Source organism: Terriglobia bacterium, from assembly GCA_020072845.1.
In the GTDB taxonomy this organism is placed as follows: Bacteria; Acidobacteriota; Terriglobia; order Terriglobales; family Acidobacteriaceae; genus JAIQGF01.
In genome coordinates this window covers 235,652-254,978 of sequence record JAIQGF010000007.1, presented here as the reverse complement: position 1 = coordinate 254,978, position 19,327 = coordinate 235,652, and the positions used below count along the sequence as shown (strand labels likewise).

At 59.0% G+C, this 19,327-nt stretch carries 15 protein-coding genes; 9 read left to right on the top strand and 6 right to left on the bottom strand.

The window, feature by feature from the left end; all coding sequences use genetic code 11:
* Positions 1 to 366: 366 nt before the first annotated feature.
* From LAN70_07500 to amrB, 3 genes are all read left to right on the top strand, one after another.
* Complete coding sequence (locus tag LAN70_07500; GenBank protein MBZ5511002.1) at positions 367 to 1,122, top strand: response regulator transcription factor; 756 nt, start codon at positions 367 to 369, stop codon at positions 1,120 to 1,122.
* A gap of 89 nt (positions 1,123 to 1,211) precedes the next feature.
* Positions 1,212 to 2,894: an AmmeMemoRadiSam system radical SAM enzyme gene (gene amrS, locus LAN70_07495; GenBank protein MBZ5511001.1), complete on the top strand. Its 1,683-nt coding sequence runs from the start codon at positions 1,212 to 1,214 to the stop codon at positions 2,892 to 2,894.
* A 32-nt stretch (positions 2,895 to 2,926) separates the two neighbouring features.
* Positions 2,927 to 4,501, top strand: a complete 1,575-nt coding sequence (gene amrB / locus LAN70_07490) for an AmmeMemoRadiSam system protein B (GenBank protein ID MBZ5511000.1) — start codon at positions 2,927 to 2,929, stop codon at positions 4,499 to 4,501.
* Here the strand turns inward: amrB and LAN70_07485 are convergent.
* Positions 4,425 to 6,749 carry a fused MFS/spermidine synthase gene (locus LAN70_07485; GenBank protein MBZ5510999.1) on the bottom strand — a complete coding sequence of 775 codons (2,325 nt, stop codon included), beginning with the start codon at positions 6,747 to 6,749 and terminating at the stop codon, positions 4,425 to 4,427. The genes amrB and LAN70_07485 overlap by 77 nt on opposite strands.
* A gap of 208 nt (positions 6,750 to 6,957) precedes the next feature.
* Here LAN70_07485 and LAN70_07480 point away from each other — a divergent pair, with 208 nt between their 5' ends.
* The gene (locus LAN70_07480) at positions 6,958 to 7,473 is read left to right on the top strand and encodes a hypothetical protein (protein ID MBZ5510998.1); all 516 of its coding nucleotides are present in this window, start codon (positions 6,958 to 6,960) and stop codon (positions 7,471 to 7,473) included.
* A 120-nt stretch (positions 7,474 to 7,593) separates the two neighbouring features.
* Entirely contained in the window at positions 7,594 to 8,952 is a 1,359-nt protein-coding gene (locus LAN70_07475; GenBank protein ID MBZ5510997.1) for an NCS2 family permease, read from the top strand.
* 99 nt (positions 8,953 to 9,051) lie between these two features.
* On the opposite strand, the gene LAN70_07470 is transcribed toward LAN70_07475, so the two are convergent.
* Together LAN70_07470 and LAN70_07465 are read right to left on the bottom strand one after the other, a co-directional pair.
* Positions 9,052 to 10,593, bottom strand: coding sequence for a DUF362 domain-containing protein (locus tag LAN70_07470; GenBank protein MBZ5510996.1), 1,542 nt, complete (start codon positions 10,591 to 10,593; stop codon positions 9,052 to 9,054).
* A complete protein-coding gene (locus tag LAN70_07465; protein MBZ5510995.1) occupies positions 10,590 to 11,411 on the bottom strand; it encodes a hypothetical protein in 822 nt (273 codons plus the stop codon). Before LAN70_07465 ends, LAN70_07470 begins: the two co-directional genes overlap by 4 nt.
* Before the next feature lie 349 nt (positions 11,412 to 11,760).
* Between LAN70_07465 and LAN70_07460 the strand changes: the two genes are divergently transcribed.
* Entirely contained in the window at positions 11,761 to 12,162 is a 402-nt protein-coding gene (locus LAN70_07460) for a hypothetical protein (GenBank protein ID MBZ5510994.1), read from the top strand.
* A 357-nt stretch (positions 12,163 to 12,519) separates the two neighbouring features.
* Here the strand turns inward: LAN70_07460 and LAN70_07455 are convergent, their stop codons facing one another.
* The 3 genes from LAN70_07455 to LAN70_07445 form a co-directional block, all read right to left on the bottom strand.
* A complete protein-coding gene (locus LAN70_07455) occupies positions 12,520 to 13,980 on the bottom strand; it encodes a hypothetical protein (protein ID MBZ5510993.1) in 1,461 nt (486 codons plus the stop codon).
* A 13-nt stretch (positions 13,981 to 13,993) separates the two neighbouring features.
* Positions 13,994 to 14,869, bottom strand: a complete 876-nt coding sequence (locus LAN70_07450) for a hypothetical protein (protein MBZ5510992.1) — start codon at positions 14,867 to 14,869, stop codon at positions 13,994 to 13,996.
* Positions 14,870 to 14,940: 71 nt separating this feature from the next.
* Positions 14,941 to 15,927 (bottom strand): hypothetical protein, encoded by a 987-nt coding sequence (locus LAN70_07445; protein MBZ5510991.1) that lies wholly within the window; start codon positions 15,925 to 15,927, stop codon positions 14,941 to 14,943.
* 397 nt (positions 15,928 to 16,324) lie between these two features.
* Here LAN70_07445 and LAN70_07440 point away from each other — a divergent pair, with 397 nt between their 5' ends.
* The 3 genes from LAN70_07440 to LAN70_07430 are packed head-to-tail and all read left to right on the top strand — an operon-like array spanning position 16,325 to position 19,327.
* Positions 16,325 to 17,191 (top strand): hypothetical protein, encoded by an 867-nt coding sequence (locus LAN70_07440; GenBank protein MBZ5510990.1) that lies wholly within the window; start codon positions 16,325 to 16,327, stop codon positions 17,189 to 17,191.
* A 41-nt stretch (positions 17,192 to 17,232) separates the two neighbouring features.
* A complete protein-coding gene (locus tag LAN70_07435; GenBank protein MBZ5510989.1) occupies positions 17,233 to 18,807 on the top strand; it encodes a phage tail sheath subtilisin-like domain-containing protein in 1,575 nt (524 codons plus the stop codon).
* Positions 18,808 to 18,817: 10 nt separating this feature from the next.
* Positions 18,818 to 19,327 (top strand): phage tail protein, encoded by a 510-nt coding sequence (locus tag LAN70_07430; GenBank protein MBZ5510988.1) that lies wholly within the window; start codon positions 18,818 to 18,820, stop codon positions 19,325 to 19,327.

Below are 19,327 nucleotides of genomic sequence, written 5' to 3'. Positions count from 1 at the left end.
ATTGGCTCAGCCGGTGAGAAGAACTTCTCACCGGCGCGGCGCATACCAAGAAAGGCCCGATGCTCCCAGGAGAGAAATCAAGGACTCAGCGTGAGCGACGACGTGAAGGCCCAATCGGACGGCGGCCATGATGCTTGCGGGCAGGTCTGCGAACGACGTTGGGTGCTGTCGCTTGAGATGCTCATCCAATGCAGGATTGTCCGCGAGCAGAAACGTAGGGGAATTACTTTTGCTCCGCCCTTGACAGCGCAGGGTCCGCGGTTACAATGCAAACCACTTCAACCATTGCCAACCGGTAACGGGCTAACCGGCCCCTCAACCGGCTGATCGTCCTCAATCGGCCCAAATAGACCCTGGAGACCAAAGGTGCAATTTTCCCGCCAGCCTGGGAAAAAGCCGATCCCTGTTATCGTCGCCGACGGCAACGTGATGGCTTCCCGTTTCGTTTGCGCGCAACTCAAGAAACACTCGCAGTTTGATTTGGTCGGCTGCGCCGCCACCGTTGGCGGACTGCTCGAGCTGTTCGAACGCCGCAAAGCGAAAGTAGCTTTAATTAGCACTAACCTCCAGGACGGTCGGCTGAGCGGCTTGGCGATCTTCCCGCTGCTCCGAGATAAGTACCCTGACGTTCGTCGGGTCCTGATGATCGACCACCCGGAACCGGAGCTGGTGCTGGAGGCATTCCGGGGAGGCGCCAGGGGCGTTTTCACCTGCTACGAGTCGCAGTTCGATGCCCTCTGCAAATGTATTTCCTGCGTGCACGGCGGCCAAATTTGGGCCAATGCGCAGCAGTTGAACTGTCTGGTCGATGCGCTGGCTCAGGCGCATACCGTCCGGCTCGCCGATGCCCAAGGCTCCAACCTTTTGAGCAAACGAGAGGAGGAGGTGGTGCAGCGGGTCGCCGAAGGCTTGAGCAACCACGACATCGCCCAGCAGCTTCATCTGAGTGATCACACGGTGAAGAACCACCTCTTTCACATCTTCGACAAACTGGGCATCTCCAACCGCGTGGAACTGGTGCTGTACGCCGTGAGCCACCCAAAGCGGACAGCGATGTCGATGTCCGGTGACGATTCTCCTGCTGTTATGCCCGGCAGACCTACGTTTGATTCGCCAAAATGAAGTGTGGCCAATTGTTGCCGTGGATCTGAATCACAGCAGAGTTGCGAGCCACGGCTGCCGGAACACAGGGGCGACCCGACATTGGGAGCGTGGCGCCTGCCCCCCGGCTATTTCTCGGGCGCTGGTTTGCTCATCAGTTCGACGAACCGGGGATCGGTAAGCACGATCGCAAACTCAGGGTCCTTGTTTACATCCTTGATATAGCTGGAGCCCTCATCCTTGGCCTTGCGGAGGCATTCCAGGCACCGCTCAACATCACCGCGCTTGGCGTACATCTTGGCGAGCACGTAGGAGTAATAGGCCTGATCCTCGGGGGAGAGGACTCTTGGATCGCATCTCTTCCCAATGTGGAACGAGCGGGGTGCGACAGACCCGGTCGGGCGACGATTCTTCTGCCGACAACCACAATGCGGAATATCGTAGTGTGTGGCAGGGCTGCCGATTGGCCAGCGCAAGTTTATGCAGGCAGCCACCCAACCCGCATGAACCGAGGTCAACTGTTCGCGGATGTCCGGGAGTGTGCGAACAAGCCGAGTGGCACAACCGGGGAGCCGCATGCTCATGAACCTCCCCGGACTGATCGTATCGACGCGTTACCCGGCGATGCCAGCGATTGGCCGATCGCAACTGCCGCCGCAAGCCTCAACCGGCGGCGCTTCCTCGAATTAGCTGCCATCCCCTGCGCCGCGTGTGCGGTAGCGGCTTGTTTGCCGCCGGTTTCCTCCGTGTCGCTGCATGCTTCGCTGCTTCCGCAGAGCGACAATGCCATGGAGGCCCGGTTCTATGACAAGCTCGCATCGAAAAATGTCCAGTGCAGGTTGTGTCCACGGCAATGTGTCGTCGCCAACGGACAACGCGGCTACTGCAATGTCCGCGAAAACCGCGGAGGAACGTACTACAGCCTGGTCCACTCGCGGTTGTGCACGGCGCACATTGACCCCATAGAGAAGAAACCATTCTTCCATTTCCGTCCCGGTACGCTCGCCTTTTCAGTGGCCACGGGCGGCTGCAATGTGAATTGCAAGTTTTGCCAGAACTGGGAGATCGCGCAGGTCGCGGTGGAGCAACTCCGACGGCAGTACGTTCCGCCCTCGGATTTGGCCGCTGCGGCCAAACAGAACGCATGCCCCACGCTCGCCTATACCTACAGCGAACCCATCATCGCGTCCGACTATTACCTGGAATGCGCCGAGGCCGGCCACGCGGTGCGGATCAAGAGCGTGTTCGTAAGCAATGGGTTCATTTGCGGCGAGCCGTTGAACAAGCTCTGCGATCGTATGGACGCGATCAAGATCGACCTGAAGGCGTTTTCCGAGACGTATTACAGGGAAGTTGTGAATGCAGAGCTCAGGCCGGTGTTGGACACGCTTTTGACCATCCGCAAGCGAGGTGTGTGGCTGGAAATCGTCTACCTGGTGGTGCCGACGTTGAACGACAGCGAGAGTGAGTTAAAAGCTATGGCGAAGTGGGTCAAGACTGAACTGGGGCCAGACGTTCCGGTTCATTTCACGCGTTTTTATCCCCTGTATCGTCTGAAGAATCTTCCGCCGACACCCGTCGAAACGCTGGAGCGAGCGAAAGCAATTGCCGACAGGGAAGGGCTCCATTTTGTGTACGTGGGCAATGTGCCGGGCAATCCTGGCGAGCATACGTATTGTCCGCAGTGCCACCACATGGTGGTGGAGCGCACGGGCTTCACCGTGCGCAGGCTGCAGTTGAAAGACGGCAAGTGCGAGTTTTGCCAGCAGCCGATACCGGGAGTGTGGTTGTGACGAAGTGACGTTGAGTCGAGAGGAAAGTGCTTATGTCGGTGTCTGCGCTTTCGCCGATCATATCGGGCGTGATGCTGCTAACGATGCTAGTGGTGTCGGCGAACGATGTGGGCCAAGTCAGGCCCGCGGCGGTCGCCGGTACTTTTTATCCCGCCGATCGAAGTGAGCTGGAAAAAACCGTCGACGGCCTGCTCGCTGGCGCGCAGGTAGCGCCGGTGCAAGGCCAGCTCTGGGCAATCATCTCTCCCCACGCCGGATATCCTTATTCCGGGGCCGTTGCCGCGCACGCGTATGCGCTGGTGAAGGGGCAGAAGTTTCGGCGTGTTGTCGTGATCTCACCGTCGCACTACGAGAGTTTTGACTTCGCTTCCATTTATGACGGTGATGCGTACGCTACTCCACTGGGGAAGGTTGCGGTGGACAAGAGCTTCGCGGCCAAACTGGCCGGGGCAAGTCCACTGCTAAAACTCTCCAGCCGCGGCCATACGCCTTCTGGCGATCGGCGCGAACACGCGCTGGAAGTGCAACTGCCATTTCTGCAACGCGCCCTCGGTGATTTTCAGTTGGTGCCGATTGTGATGGGCGAGCAGAGCTATGAAGTGAGCCGAGCGCTCGGGGTTGCGCTCGCCAAATTCATCAGTGGGCCGGACACGCTGATCGTTGCCAGTTCCGACTTGTCCCACTTCCACAACTATGAGGAGGCCACCGCCCTCGATCGCAAGCCACTGCGGGCGGTGCAAGCCTGGGACTACTTCAGCCTTTCACGCAACCTCGCGGCCGGCGTTTGGGAGGCGTGCGGAGGCGGTCCGATTGTGGCAGCCATGATTGCCGCTGAGCGCCTGGGCGCGACCGAGGCGGCTCTGCTCAAATACGCGAACACCGGCGACGTGACCGGCGACCACAGTCGAGTTGTGGGCTATGCCGCCGCGGCTCTGATTCAGCCGGCCGCACATGGTTCGGCGAAAATCGCGGATTACTCGCTCAGCAAGCGCGATCAGGCTGAGCTGCTGAAGATCGTCCGCCAGTCCGTCGAAACGGCCGTACGGCAGCACACGCTGCTGGAGCCGGTTGCGCCGTCCAAATCCGATTTTCTGCTCGACGAGCGAGGGGCCTTTGTCACCCTCACCAAGCGTGGCGCGGTGCGCGGCTGCATCGGTTACGTCAGCGCGCTTAAACCGCTCTACATGACGGTCCGTGACGTGGCGACGTTCGCCGCCATGCGCGATCCCCGTTTTCCGCCGGTGGCACCGGCCGAGCTCAGCGCCCTGGAATACGAGATTTCAGTGCTGTCTCCGCTCCGCCGGGTTACGGATTCAAAGCAGATTCAGATCGGGCGCCACGGTCTCCTCATCAAGAAAGGCAATCGCGAAGGAGTGTTGCTTCCTCAGGTGCCGGTAGAGCAGGGTTGGAATCGCCAGACTTTTCTTGAGCAGGTTTGCTTGAAGGCCGGCCTCCCGCCCAACGCCTGGAAGGATGAAGACACCGATCTGTTCATGTTTACGGCACTGGTTTTCGGAGAACGCAAAAATGCTAGCGACTCGGGCGAGTCGCTGCTGGAGAAGCAGGCAGCGCCGCCAGGATCGGGCCTAGGGCCACCGCGGAGATGAGGTATGCCGACTTGAGCATCCCGAAGACCGGAACCAGGTAAGCGCTCACCAGGATCGCACCGAGAAATGCTCCCATCAGGTCAATCGCGTACAGGGCGGCCAGGCTGGCAGGCTCGCCATCCAGCTCAGGAAAGTAAACGCGGCTTGCGACCTGGAACTGGCATCCGCCCAACGCACCGAAGGTAATCGCCATCGCCGGGAACAAGACTTGACTGGCCAGCAATAAGCCGCCGGTGTTGGTCATAGTTGTCAGCGTTCGGAGCACGGCATACAGAAGCAATGGTGAAATTGCCGCTGCCGCCTGCAAATAGGCGAGAGTGTAACCGTGCACCCGCACTTGCTGGTGATGGGCCGACGTTCGCAGTATCAGCCAGCTTCCTGCCGCCATTCCTGCCATGAACGCGGCAATCACGATGGCAAGTTGGTAGTAGACATAGCCGTAAATTGCCTGAAACCCAAGTAAGAGCAGGACCTCCAACGCCATCAGAACCATTCCCGTCGTTCCTGCACAGAGGCCCGCGATTGCTTTCTGCCTGCGACGGCCACGCACAAACCAGCGCACGCCGGCCGCGATAATCACAACCGGAACCACCGTGACCAGCGGCAGGTTGGCGAACTTGACGCCCGCGAACCAGGAAAACAGTTGCCGGTATGCGGCGCCGAAGTTCGTGCTCCACAGAGTCACCGCGAAATAGTAAGCAGTCGGCGACAAGTCGCTATTGATGGGCGTAGCGCTCTGCGACTGGAGTTCGCGCTCAAGTTCGCGCACGCGATCCGGCATCAGCCGAAACGGCAGGTAGTACTCGCGCACGTAGTTCGCCTTGATGTGCCGTTCACGCAACCGTCCCAGCAACGTTGCGGAGTCCACGGTCAACATCCCCGGCCGGGTTGCGGCCGAAAAATGGACCGTCTCGCCTGGAATCACCACGATGTCGGTGAACACGCTTCGCAGCGTGTTATTGATGCAACGCAGGAACTCGCCCAGGTCGGGACTGATGTAGTCCTCCGCGCCACGCAGCCGGAAGGAGAGAAGTCCTCCGGGATTCAGCTTGCCGGCTGCCTCGGCAAAGAACTCACGGGTGTAGAAACGATTGAGCTGCGCCGTTTGCGGCTCCGGCAAGTTCACGATGATCACGTCGAAACGTGAGGTGGTCGTCTTCACGAAGAGACGTCCATCGAGATTGTGGAGGTGAACCCGAGCCGAGTGCAGCGACACTGATTGGTCAGGAAAATAACGCTCGGCCAGGGAAATAATCTTGGGGTCGAGTTCGACATAGTCAATGCGGGTCAAGGACGGGTGTTGCAGTGCCTGGCCAAGGCTGCCATTCAGTCCGCCTCCGATCAGCAGCAGGCTCTTGGGCTGAGGATGCTGCAAGAGTGCGAAGTGGACACCTTCTTCCGCGCTGGCCGGGTCTTCAGCGTGGAAGGCGACCAGTCCATTTTCATAAATGCTGCGGGTCGCCTCCGTGTCCACGATGTCCAGGCGGCCATAGACCGAGTTGGCTGACGACACCAGGCGGAAACCGCGCCACAGCAGCGCCTGAGATGCGTTTCCCACCCGCGGGACGATCCATACGACCGACGCCAGGGACATGGCTGCCACACCGGCGATCATCATGAGCCGCGGCCGGCTGCGCTGGACTACGATGCAAGCAGCGCAAACAAAATTCACCACCAAGACCAGCTGTGCGATCTGCAAAGCGCTGCAGTACCGCAGCAACACAATGCTGGCAAGCAACCCACCAACGCAGGATCCGATTGCTTCCAGCAGGTACACAGTTCCACTCGCGGCCGCCGACGATGCACCGCATTCGTATGAGTAAAGACGACTGGCCGCTGCGAACAGCCACCCTGACATCGCGCAAAACGCTGCCAGCGCAACAACCGAAGTGAGCAGCATGGCTCCGGGACCAAGCAGTTCTCCGGGAGTGACGTGGTAGGGAATCCTGGCCGAACGCACGAGTACGATGGTGGCCGGAACGGATAATCCGACTGCGAGCTGCAGCATTCCCACCACCGTCCGGGGGGAAAGTGGGAATCGCAACTGACCGAGAATGCCACCGCCAAACGCGGTCCACAGAAGCCAGGTCGCGAGCATCAGGCCAAAGGAGATTTCGTTCCCGCCGAAAACCACAAGCAGTTCGCGCATGAGCACGATCTGCGCGATCACGGCAGTGAAGCCAATGCAGATCGGTGCAGCCCTTATCTCAGCCGCGACGCCTGCGCTGGAAAGGGCTGCGGCCGGCATTCCTGGTTGGCTCGCCTGAAGGTGCATACGAATTCCGACGAACGATCATATGCATTTGCAGGGAAGCGCGCTCATTTCATACGAACAGGCCGCCGCTTGGCCGGGGCGCGTCTTCCTATTGTGGGAACCTCGCCTGTCAACTGCCCGACTCGACCGTCCGGTGGGCAATTTCGTGACTAGAATTAATTGGGATCGCTAGGAGGGGATTATGCCCGAACCAAAACTGAAGATGATCTCCAAGAATGGTATCGCCCAGGCAATCGCGAAGGGCGAATTGTACCGCTACCTGGCTGAGCCGGAGGAAACGGAGTCGATCTGCCGCGATATCCTCGCAGTCGAAGGTGATAACCAAGCCGCTCTGCGCATGCTTGGACTCGCAATTTCCGACCAGCTTTTCGGGGGACGCTTCGATCGCTGGTCAGAGGCCGAGAGCGTTTTTCAGGCGTTGACGGATCCTTACGAGCGGTTTTACTACACCGGGTTGCTCCACGAACGGCGAGCGAAGGCGCAACTGCGAGCGGGCCAGCCGTTACGTACACTCGTACCCCTGATCGAAAATGCAATGCTCTGCTTCGAAAGGGCGGAGAAGATCCGTCCGCCCGGCAATGATGAAGCCCTTCTGCGATGGAACCGGTGCGTCCGGCTGTTGCGGAGCCTGCCGGGCGTGGAGCATGAAAAAGAAGCGCTTGCATTTGATGTGACGGATAGCGCTCCGGCCGCCTGAGAGCGGATACTGCATCTTTCGCCTCGAAGCGGCGGTAAATTAATGGAGGACAAGTCAGTCATTCCTCGCAAGTCCCGGGCCTGAATCGTGCGAAGCACAGCTCGTCACACAACTATGGGGATGAACCGATCCTTCACAGCTTCAGCGGACTCCCGGGCCAGGCGCGCCAGCGTGCGCCTGTTCGCTCGTTTCGCTTTCGCCCAGCATGGCACCAATCTCCGGCGGGAAGTGGTCGCCGGCCTGACCACGTTCCTGACCATGTCCTACATCGTCGTGGTCAATCCTGCCGTGCTGCGCGCGGCCGGCATTCCCCCTGGAGCGTCCATGGTGGCGACGATCGTGACTGCGATTTTCGGCACCGTGATCATGGCCCTCTACGCCAACCGGCCCTTCGCCGTTGCTCCCTACATGGGGGAAAACGCTTTCATCGCCTACACCGTGGTGCAGGCGCTCGGCTACCGCTGGCAGGCGGCGCTGGCGGCCGTGTTTGTTGGCGGCGCGCTCTTCTTGTTGTTGACGCTGTTCCGCCTGCGGCAGTGGCTGGTGAGTGCCTTGCCCGAGAGCCTGCGCTACAGCTTCGCGGTGGGAATCGGGCTGTTTCTCGCTTTTGTGGGATTCAACGAGAGCGGTATCGTGACGCTCGGCACGCCCGGATCTCCGGTCAAGCCTGGAAACCTGATTTCGGCGCCGGTGCTGCTTGCAATTGCCGGATTCCTGCTGATGGCCATGTTGCTCATCCGCCGCTTCCCGGGCGCCATCCTGGTCGGAATCGTCGGCACCACCATTCTCGGGTTCGCGACGGGCGTAACGCCGCGCCCGCATGCCTGGATCAGCGCTCCGCCCAGCCTGGCGCCGGTCTTCCTCAAACTCGATTTCTCCAGCGTCTTCAGTTGGAGCTTTTTCCCGGTGGTGCTGACCATCTTTGTAATGGCCTTCGTCGACACCATGGGTACGCTGATCGGGGTTTCGGCGCGAGCCGGCTTTCTCGACGAAAAAGGCGAATTGCCGCAGATCGAACGCCCCATGCTGACCGACGCGCTGGCCACGATGTTCGCGCCCTTGGTCGGGACGACTACCGCCGGCGCGTACATCGAGTCGGCGACCGGAATCGAAGCCGGCGGGCGCACCGGCTTTGCCGCCCTGGTGACAGCCGCCTGTTTTGCGCTAACTCTGTTTTTCTCGCCCTTTGTCGCTGCCATTCCGCCGCAGGCTTACGGCCCGTCGCTGATCGTGGTCGGCCTGCTGATGCTCGCCCCGATCACGCGCATGCGCTTCGACGACTTCACCGAGGTGATTCCCGGCTTCGCCGTGGTGGCGCTGATGAGCTTCACCTACAACGTCGGCATCGGGATCACCGCCGGCCTGGTGCTGTATCCGCTGTGCAAGGTAGTCGCGGGGCGCGGGCGCGAAGTTCGCGGCGGATTATGGGTGCTGGCCACACTCTCGCTCCTGTTCTTCATTTTCTACCCATATCGGTAACCCGCTCGAGGTGGCCGCTGAGGCTAGCGGCGCCATAGGGGATTGGCCGGGGGTACGAGACAGATCAGAGTTTTGGCGCGGCACAGTTCTGATCGTCCCCTAAAGCGCGTCGTGTCGGAAGAACAGGCGTTTGAGCGGCGCGAGTACCCTCCGCATAGCAAGCACCGGAAGAGCTTGGAGTTTGAATGTGAAGTACGGATCCATGGCCGTCAGGCAGGCGAAACACCAGTCACTGAACGCACCCGCTTCCTCAATCAGGTCCAAAGATTTGATATAGACTTCGTTCACATTGATCCAAGGATCGTACGGCAACCTATCACCTACCCAGTCGATCCTCTCTGGGCGTCCAAACGCCTCAATGGCGAGAGGGAGAAAACGTCCAACCCCCGGCGCATCCGGATCGAGGCCCATCTTCTTGGCGCCGACCCAGTCCACTGCAATTAGGCTTTCTCCAGCGATCATGGTTTTGGTATGGTTGGGATGAGGGTCCACAATAACCCCGAACTGCCCATCCGCGCTCCATATCGCGTCGATCAGCCCAAAGTGCACCGGGAAGTGTTTCATGGTCTCGATTGTCGGCCAATCATACTCACGCTTTGTATGGTACTCCTTCAGTTTGTTCTGTAGCGGGAGTGTGCCGTAGATGTTCTTGAGCGTGAGGGTGTAATGACAGAACACATGTGTTTTGTTCTTGGCAAATGAGATTCGGAAATCTGCATCGCGCCACGTGGGGCCCACGAAATGCTTCCCGAGGCGCCCTCCATAATCGAATGGCACCATTTCCTCGGTCAGATCGACAATGTGGTAGTTCTTCTTTGTCGAGTAGCCGATGTACTCTGCGACTTTCACGACTTCACGGTTGTTGTAGTAGTTGCCGTACGTGCTTTGAGCTTCAACAAGGGCAACATTTATAAATCCACGGGCTACAATGCGGTCGACGAGAGACTCCACCAACCCAGGATCCGTATATGTTGAGTGGTCCCGTTTCGAGTGCATGTACATGAAATTCGGCTTGATCACCACCCGGAAATCGTCTCTCGATTTACCCGACGCGACGAAATGTCGTTCAAGGACATCGAAAAAACCGGACTCATCTAGGACTTGGCCCAGCAATGCCATCTTGTCGTCGCCGCTGCGAACGACGACGGTAGTCGGTGGGGTCGTACGGACCACCGCCGGTGCACGGTGCAGAAAGAAAGTCTGCTCTTCGAAGAACGCTTTGTTAGCGCGAATATAAAACAGAAGTGTCATCCAGAAGATAGTTCCATCGACCGCAAATATCCCAAGATAGCTTAAGTAGCGCGTCGAGAGCAGAAAGAGAAACACCGCCGACAACGACGACGCACACTTCGAGAGCAGGAGGAGGATCACCAAATGTTTCCTCTTCCTGATGTTGCGCTGGGCAACGAAACAGATTCCTGTGATGGTCATCATCATGGAAAAAGCTAGGGCAGTCCAGAAGCGCTCCATGCCGATCGGCGTCAACGGCAACGCAGGAAGCATTCGCATTGAAACCCAGTTGAATGCCCAAAGGAGGCGCCCCGGCACTATGAGGAAGGCAAAACCCACAGCGAGATAGACAAAGGCGCTGATCCTTAGAAAGAGAGCGAGCTGCTTCTCCTCTCTGCGCACGTGAGTCATTCTTCTTCTCCTAGTTGATGCGGCTCCGTTGAACATGGGACCATAAGACACGCGAGCGAATACTGCGCAACGATCTCAATGGGCCAGCATGCAACGAGCAGGAATACGGGAGGATAGCTCGGATGCCCCCTAAACGTCCAAATGCCACTCCCGACGGAACCCGCATACTCGCTGATATTGCCCACGATCCACGACGCGATCACTAGGCCGACAAAAAGGGGGTACTCCAGAGCCTTCGAGCGCAGCAGCGCGACGAGCAGAAGCAAACCGTAGAAGGCCCAGTACAGCCATGTAAGCTCGTTCAAATGGTTGCGCAAGAAGACCATGCCTACCGCGGCCAGAATAACCAGAATAACCGGATTCAATCGGCTTGACACCGGAGGAAGTCTACTCAGGCTTGGCGTCACAACTTTCGTGCTGACAACAAAACAGGTGATTCCCGCCAGAACCCATGCCCAGACGCCAAAGATGAACGAGCCGTTCGTACCGTGATAGGTCCAGAGGCCGCAACGTATGCCTATCCCCTCTTTCATGTACTCAATGACAAAAACAGCAACGATGAGCGACAGTATCCTTGCTGTCGATTCTGTAAACGCAAGCCACACAGCCAAACCGAAGCCGCCGAGCAGAATCCCCCAGAAAGGCAGGGTGATCATCCCCAAATAGCTCTCGTAATACGCGGCAAACAAGAGGCTCGCACCTAGAACGCCGATGACGAGGAGGTTGCGGCATAGGTCGGTACTGAGAGGCCGCCCAAGCGCGATCTCCCCTGCGCCAGCGGAGCGCTTAGACTCAGCCAACGTGCGGAGAACCCCCATCAGTTTCACCCCTCTCTTAAATGAAACAGAATAGCGATCATACCTGAATACCACATTGTTATACCACTACTGTCCGGCTAGAAGACGAATAGAATGAGCTGGTTAGAGTGATCGCGCAAGTCCGATTGGGCGTCGAATATTTCGAACACCAACCGGGATCCCTTCAGGGGCACGCATATTGTCGCGTTGCGGCGCAATGCAATTTATGGGTGGTTGAAATGGTATCATCAGCCAACGAAACGTCAAAGCTTGTTGGCATGACGCGCAAGGACGCTCGGTATATCGGGGGGAATTCGACGTTAGGAACGTGAGGAGGAAGGCAATGCGGGAAAGGGAGGCAGAACGGAACTTGAAAATTCTCTTAGTAATACTTGTTCTCTGGGACCTAGGTTTGTCGGTTTGTGCGATCGGATTTGCTCCGCAGCTCGATGCGTTTATCCGCTTTCCACCGCAGCCGGAGCCACTCTTCACCCGTGGGGTGGGCGTCTACTGGCTTTTTGCAGCTTATATTCAATTGCTCGGATTTCTTAACCCGCGGAAGTTTGTTGTAGCGCTGCAACTGGCGATTATCTTCCGATTGTCAGCTGCAGTTATTGATACGGTGGAAGTCGTGTTCCTGCTCCCGCGACCTTTTTACTTCTTCCACTACACACTCCTGTTCTTCGTCTGCATGAACGTTCTCATTGCAATTCTTTTATCGCACTTCATGAACAGGCTCCAACTGCGCCGGTTCGATGTTTCGAGCGCATAAGGCGCAACTTCCAGCAGGCTGACTCTGGCGGGTGGCGCACCCTTTCCCTGCTACCAAAATGTGGGCACCCCACCTTTCGCGGTTTTCGAAAGGTGGGAATAGCGAACCTCGACACCCATGCTGCTTCGGTCCCAAAAACAAAGTGCCAAGGCTGGCCCAGGCTTCGTGCCGGATTCTTAGTTCTGACTTCTCCTCCGGCATGTACTTGGCGAACCAGTCCAGCATGCGCCGCACGACGTCGCGCTGGTGTTCGAGCCGGGCCACACTCTCGCTGCTGTTCTTCATTTTCTACCCATATCGGTAACCCGCTCGATGTGGCCGCTGAGGCGGATTCAGGCCGGACGTGCGCTGCCTGACTCACTTGACCATCTTCAACCGGGCACGAAAAGTTGCGTGATATCGATCGACGTTGGCAGCAACGGCGCGCGAAAATGACCGCCAGGGATCCTGATCGCACTGGATGATGCGCGCCAATTGCGCATACAGCGGGTTCAGGCTGTCATGAACAGCCTCCACCCTGACGCGGTAGTCTTTCTGATTTTCGGCTTCGTTATACATGCGCACCGAGGCGACGTTCATCTGCTCGTCAACAACAACCATGGCGGCCCCGTGATTCTTCTCGGTTGTTTCGGTGTCAACCACCCACCCTCCGGTGTTGTAGACGGCCATACCGGGCGGGAAATGCGTATAGTCGATCGGCTCGGAGAACGGTTTGTGCGTGTGGCCGAAGACGAACGCGGCCGGCGCTTGAATCGGCTGCTTGTGTTCGTCCATGATTTGTAATGCCAGTGGACCCTCGATATACGTCCTGAGGCCTTCACGTGCATCAGGGGTGAGCGGGTCGTCGCCACGCTGGCTCTTTTCCAGTCCTCCGACTCGGTCCAGTAATTTTGAAATGAATGGAACGGACAGCAAACCCAGCCACTCACCCAGCTTTGGCGCCGAGTGAAACCACTGGTGTCCCGCAGCACGAGCCAGTTTCCGGATGAGCCGGCCTCGTGCGTCCGGGACCAGCAACATGTCATAGATCTGCTCAATATCTTTGCCGACGTCTCCCGAGCGGCCCATCGCTGACCAGAAGAAGTCGATCCAGGCAAAATTTTCGGTCTCAATGTCCCAGATTCTGGTTGGGACCGTGCGCTTCGGAAAAACGGAAGTTCCGAGCGTCGTCATTAACATGTAGATGGACTCGACATAATGGCCGTGGCTGAAAATGACACACCTGCTCTGGTCAGCATTCAACACGCATAGGTTTGGATAGACCGTTCCCACATGAACCTTCTGCGATGCCATGTTGGCGTGGCGGCCAATGACGGCGTTGAGCAGCGACGAGTCCACCAAGTCCGGGTTGAACATGTTGGTCGCATGCCAAGGCCGAGGCAGCTCCCGGCCCGGCTTCGTCGTGCGCTTTCCCTGCACAAACTCGGCATATTGGGTTTCGCGCGCGGTCTCCCACAGATGGTGATCGTGGTTCCCCGGATTGAAGATGATCTTTGAGTCAATGAGCGCGTCCCCGTTCGACGGGAACATAAGTTCCAGAAAGCGTTCGAAGGCCATTAATGCAACATTGTCTTGTGCGAGGGCCAGTTCCAAGGCGTCTCCGTTAAGGATGAGCGTGGGCTTCGCAGAACTTTTGTTGTACCCAACCAGTTCACCAAGGCAACGAGCCAGCGCTTCCAGGACTTCGCTCGGCCGATCGGGATTAACTTCGCCCGGCCCAGTTCCCAGTTGCGTCAGCAGGCTGTTGTCGGCGCCCAGGTGCAGGTCCGAAATACATATGTAACGAATGTCCGGCATGACATCGGCGGAGTTGGACATTGGGCCTCTTCGTTCATTGCTCCTTGGAGTCGTCGTAGACGCCGACGACGATCATTTCGTAGGGCAGCTTGACCGTGACCCGCTGGCCGACAGCCATCTTCCCGACCAGATTGGCAATCCGTTCCAGGTTCACACGCGGAATGCCGAGCAGGTGCAAGGTCGCGCCGGCCTTCGCCTGCTGCAACAGCGTCTCGGCGGGCGTGCCCTTGACGAACGCCAGGCGCACTGGAGACGCGGCCACGCTGTTGCCCTCCGCATCCTGGATCTGCGCCAGCACGAGCGTGCCATCCTGCACGGCAAGACGCTGGCCGAGCTTTACATAAAACTGGGCGTAGTTGTAGCCGACCATCGGCGCAGTGAGCGTCACCGCGGTCGCACTCGGCTGAACCGTGATCTGCATGCCCTCGTAATGGCCAAATGCAGTGGCGGCATCGTACGCCTCATATTCAGCGGGAGGGCTATTGCCGCGCGCTTTCCCTGTGATCGGATGGAAGGCGTTCTTGACGTCCGTACCTCCGATGCTGCTGATGGGGTGAATTTCAAAAACATGCAGCGGGTTGGTGTCTTCGGCGACGGCGACAGGCTGGCCCTGGATTTGTGGATTTTTGGCGGGGTGTTCGAACCAGAGCCGCCACGCACCGGAGATGGCAATCGGCGCGCCCGATTTGGCGTTTTTCGCGACTTTGACCGCATCGGCTTCCTCGGCGGCGTTGACGATCTCCGAGACGAACGGCAATCCAACGTCGTCCGAGCGTGATGCCATGTGGAGGTCGCCATCGGCGGATCCTTTGGAGACCGGGTTCGGTTGCGGCTTCACCTCGTCAACGTTGACTTTTGCGTCGATCGTCGCCCGGTTCTTGTATGCGTCGATCCAGGCGCGCTTGAGCACGACAGTGCCCGCTTGTGCTGAGGCGGCGAGCAACGCCAGGGAGCAGGCAACCGACAGTGGCTGATGGAATCTCATATCTGCTCTCCTGCCGCGGCTGCCCGCGCGCGTGGCTGCGCAGACTTCGACTTCTCCTCTGCGAGGGTCGGCTTCACGCCTGCGTTCCGGATGTTCATGAAGCGCTTCAGGAGGTCGAACCAGAACGGCGCACCCAGCGACACCGCAAGAGCGGTGAGGATCCAGCCGACCAGGTGTGTTTCCACGAGGGCGGTGTATTGCCCACTACTGATCAGGTTCGCATCCTGCGCAGACTTCCAGCCGAGCAACTGCGCAACCGGCCCGCTGGGCTCGGGGATGCTTTTGACCGAGATCGGCGGTGACGGCACCGGGCTGTCGCCATCCTTGTATTCAACGAGCAGGTTGGCCGCTTGCGGCGAGGCGGCTTGCGATGCCTGCTGTGCCTGCTGCACAACTTGGGCGCGCAATTCCGGCTCGCTCCACAGGGCGTTGGTCACCTGCACGGTGTCGGCGTTCGCGAAAATCGTAATCACGACCGCGGCAGCAAGGGCCACCACTTGTGCCTTTCGCTTATACCAGCCGGACACGCGCTCCATGCTGGAATCGAACCACGCAGCGATTCGTTCTTCGGCCGATGCGAGCGAGCGCCCGCTGACGACGGCTTTGAGCGAGCTACGTAGTTCGGAGTCCGGCATCTGGTCAACGGCGGCGGTGATCTCGGCCTCCGTTGGCGAGCGGCCCGCCTGCCCCGGCGAGATGATATCCACCAGCACGCGCGCGAACAGCTGCGGGGAAATATACGAAGGCAGTCGGCCCTTGTCGCTGATTTTCTTAATCAGCGGATGAGAGAGGAATTGTTGCGCGACCTTCGCGCCGGCGGGACTGCCTTCGTCCAGCAGGCTGGTGATGCCTTTTCCCAACGTCTTGCTGCGCAGCTGGAACACGCCTGCCACCGACTCGGTTACCGTGCTGCAGATCAAGGCGAGAACGAGGTACACCAGGGCGAGGCCAATGGCGACTTCGAGAACGGCAGATCCAAACATGATCCCACCTCCAACCGGCAGCGGAGCATAGTTTCTTTTCGTGTGCTGTCAAGGACTGAGTTGTTCTTGTTCTGAATTTGGAACAAAGGCTGCAGTTTGCCGCTCCATGGCGCCGGAGATCGCCCTAGACATAATGCAGGTTTATACGTGCTTGTTTCGAATTCAGAACAATCACCAAGGAATTTGCCGGCCTCCGAAAGAAGGCGCAGAATGCCACACCCAAGTGGGGACTTTCAGTTTGCGTACACTCTCGGATCGATAACAGACTCAGCGCGGTCGGGCGCGGCGCTCAAGGCCCTCGACGTAGCAATTCCCGGTTTTCACTCAACGCCTAACGTGGACGCAGTTTCGGCACGCGATAGTTCTTGTCCGGAGATTACAGCGCAAGGAGCTCTCGATGCCAACCTCCGCATTTGGAAGCAGTCCAATTGAATTTACTAACACTGCGGGCAGCCAGCTCTCCATCCCGATCAGCGGAATGCAATTTTCCGGCACGGTTCCGAGTGTCAGCGCCAACTGGACTCCGTTCACGAAGTATGCGCCGGCAGACCAGAACGTGCTGAAGGCGCTGATGGCCTATCTCGCTGAGCGTCAGATCATCTTCCCTGCGGCGGCAGCGAGTCCGAAGCCGGCAATGACGGTCACGGCGGCCGACCCCGGCTCGGCGGGCAACAACGTGACGGTGGCGACGAAGATTTCGGCTCCGAGTCTCGATCCGACACAGGTCAAATTCGACGTTACGGTGACCGAGACGGAGACCTACACAAGCCTGACGGCCGCCACCATCCAGCAAATGCTGGGAAGCGACAAGGCTCCGGGCACTTCACCGGGAGCGGTCCACGTCGTGGATGGCACCGTTAAGGCGAATGATGTGCCGGATCCCAACGTGTCGAATTACCCGCTGACCGGCGGCGGCGCGGCAGCAGCCTCGAGCGTGGACGTAAAGAACAGCAAGTCGCAGCCGGTATTCACCCTGCAGGCCAGAAAGAACGGCGCCGATGGCGACCGGACGACGGCCAGCATCTCCAATGTCGATACCGGGAATAAGACCTTCGATCTTAAGGTGGTGTTCACCAAAACGAAGGCCGGCGCGACGCTGGGAACGCTGCAAAACGATATGGCCGAACTCGGGTACGAGATCACGGTGTCCCCTCCGGCCAGCGGAATTTTCTCCGTGCCTACGAATGGAACCATAACGCTCAGCGGCGGCGCTGATGGGAGTTCACCGAAGGCCGCAACCGGGACGCTCTTCGCAAACCAGTAACGCGTCGAACTTGTACACCGTCCGAACGTGGAGGGCACGTCATGCCGATTACTCCGACTTATCCGGGGATCTACATCCAGGAACTGCCGAGCAGCGCACATACGATCACCGCGGCAGCGACTTCCGTCACCGCATTCGTGGGCTACACCCATCCGTTCAAGACCAATCCCGCGAATTGGCTGAAGGCGGTGCGCATCTTCAGCTTCACCGACTACGAACGCGAGTTCGGGGGACTGTACGCAAGCGGCGCCCTTGAGTCGCACGTCGCGAATGCCGTGAACCAGTTCTTTCTTAACGGCGGATCGGATGCGTACGTGATCGCCTTGCAACCCCATTTTTACGACATGTCGGTTACCCCGCCCACGGACCAGGGCGCGGTCAAGGCGGCAAGCTTGCCGCTCGGCGGTGGAACTGGAATGACGTTCACCGCATTGGAGCCGACCGACCTGATCCCGATGACGCTGACCATCAGCAATTTGCAGAAGACCGCAGCCGCGAACGACACGGCGGATATCGTCATCACGTACGGATCGCGGGCGGAGACCTTCCGGAAGGTGACGCTGATCCCTGCGGGGCCGAATTACATCGACAAAGCGATCAATGGAATTTCGCAGTTGGTGAAAGTTGCGCCGACAACGCCGCCGAACTATCCGACGACGTTTACCGCTGTCAACCAGGCGAATTTCGGGTACAGCGCAGGGTATCCCGGCGCGACGTGGGCCACGTTCAATGCCGCCGATTTTGCGCCGGTATTCCAGCAGGACAGTTCGTTGGACAAGGCGGATATTTTCAATCTGCTGGTGCTGCCGGGCGTGGCCGATCAAAGCGTGTGGAGCGAGGCCCTGGCGTTCTGCGAGCGCAAGCAGGCGTTTCTCATCATGGACCCGCCGAAACAGGACTCTGCCGATGGGATGAACGGCTTGCCGCTGATTCACGACGACATGGATGCGCTGGTGCCGAAGAGCGCGAACGGAGCGCTGTACTTTCCCTACTTGCGCACCACGGATCAGGTGACCGGTGGCGCAGCGGAATTGCCTCCGAGCGGTTACGTCGCGGGGGTCTACGCGCGCACGGACGTAAACCGCGGCGTCTGGAAAGCTCCGGCCGGACTTGAGACGACCCTCCTGAACACGAGCGGCGTGGTCGAGCGCGGCCGGATGACCGATCCGCGTCAGGGAACGCTGAATCCCAAAGGCGTGAACTGCCTGCGCGATTTTGCGGGCATCGGCACGGTGGTGTTCGGGGCGCGAACCCTGGTCACGGAAAATCCGGCATTTCAGCAGTGGCGGTACGTGCCGGTACGGAGAATGGCGCTGTTCTTGGAACAGACGCTGTATCGCAACCTGGGATGGGTCGTCTTCGAGCCGAATGCCGAGCCGCTGTGGGTGGCGATCCGCACCACGATTGAGAACTTCATGTTGTCGCTGTTCCAGCAGGGCGCTTTCCAGGGAGTCACCCCGAGCCAGGCGTTCCAGGTGAAATGCGACAGTTCGACCACGACCCAGCAAGATATCGACAACGGAATCGTGAACATCGTCGTCGGATTCGCGCCGCTGAAGCCGGCCGAGTTCGTCATCATCAAAATCGCGCAACTGGCCGGGCAGACGCAGGCATAGGAGGAGCGCCATGGGCAAACCGTTCAGCGTGAACGTCAACCGATTCGATCCGTACAAGACATTCCGATTCCTGGTGTACTTCGGGACATCGACGCAGCCGGTGGCCGGGGTGAGCAAGGTCACGGGCTTGAAGCGCTCGTCCGATGCGATCGAATACAAGGAAGGGGGCAACGGGCTGATCCGCAAAGGACTGGGGCGCACCAAATACGATCCCATCACTTTGGAGCGCGGCCTCACGCACGACAGCGACTTCGAAGACTGGGCCAACGCCGCCCAGGTGCTGGACAAGGGCAGCCCGACACAATCGCTCAAAAGCCTGCGACGCGAAGTGCGGGTCGAGCTGCTGAACGAGGCGGGACAGCCGGTGCATCGCTGGCTCGTGCATCGGTGCTGGGTATCGGAGTACCAGCCGGTTTCCGATCTCGATGCCGGCGGAAATGCCAACGCGATTGAGCACATCAAGCTGGAAAACGAAGGCTGGGAGCATGACAAGAGCCTGGCGGAGCCCACGGAGACTTAG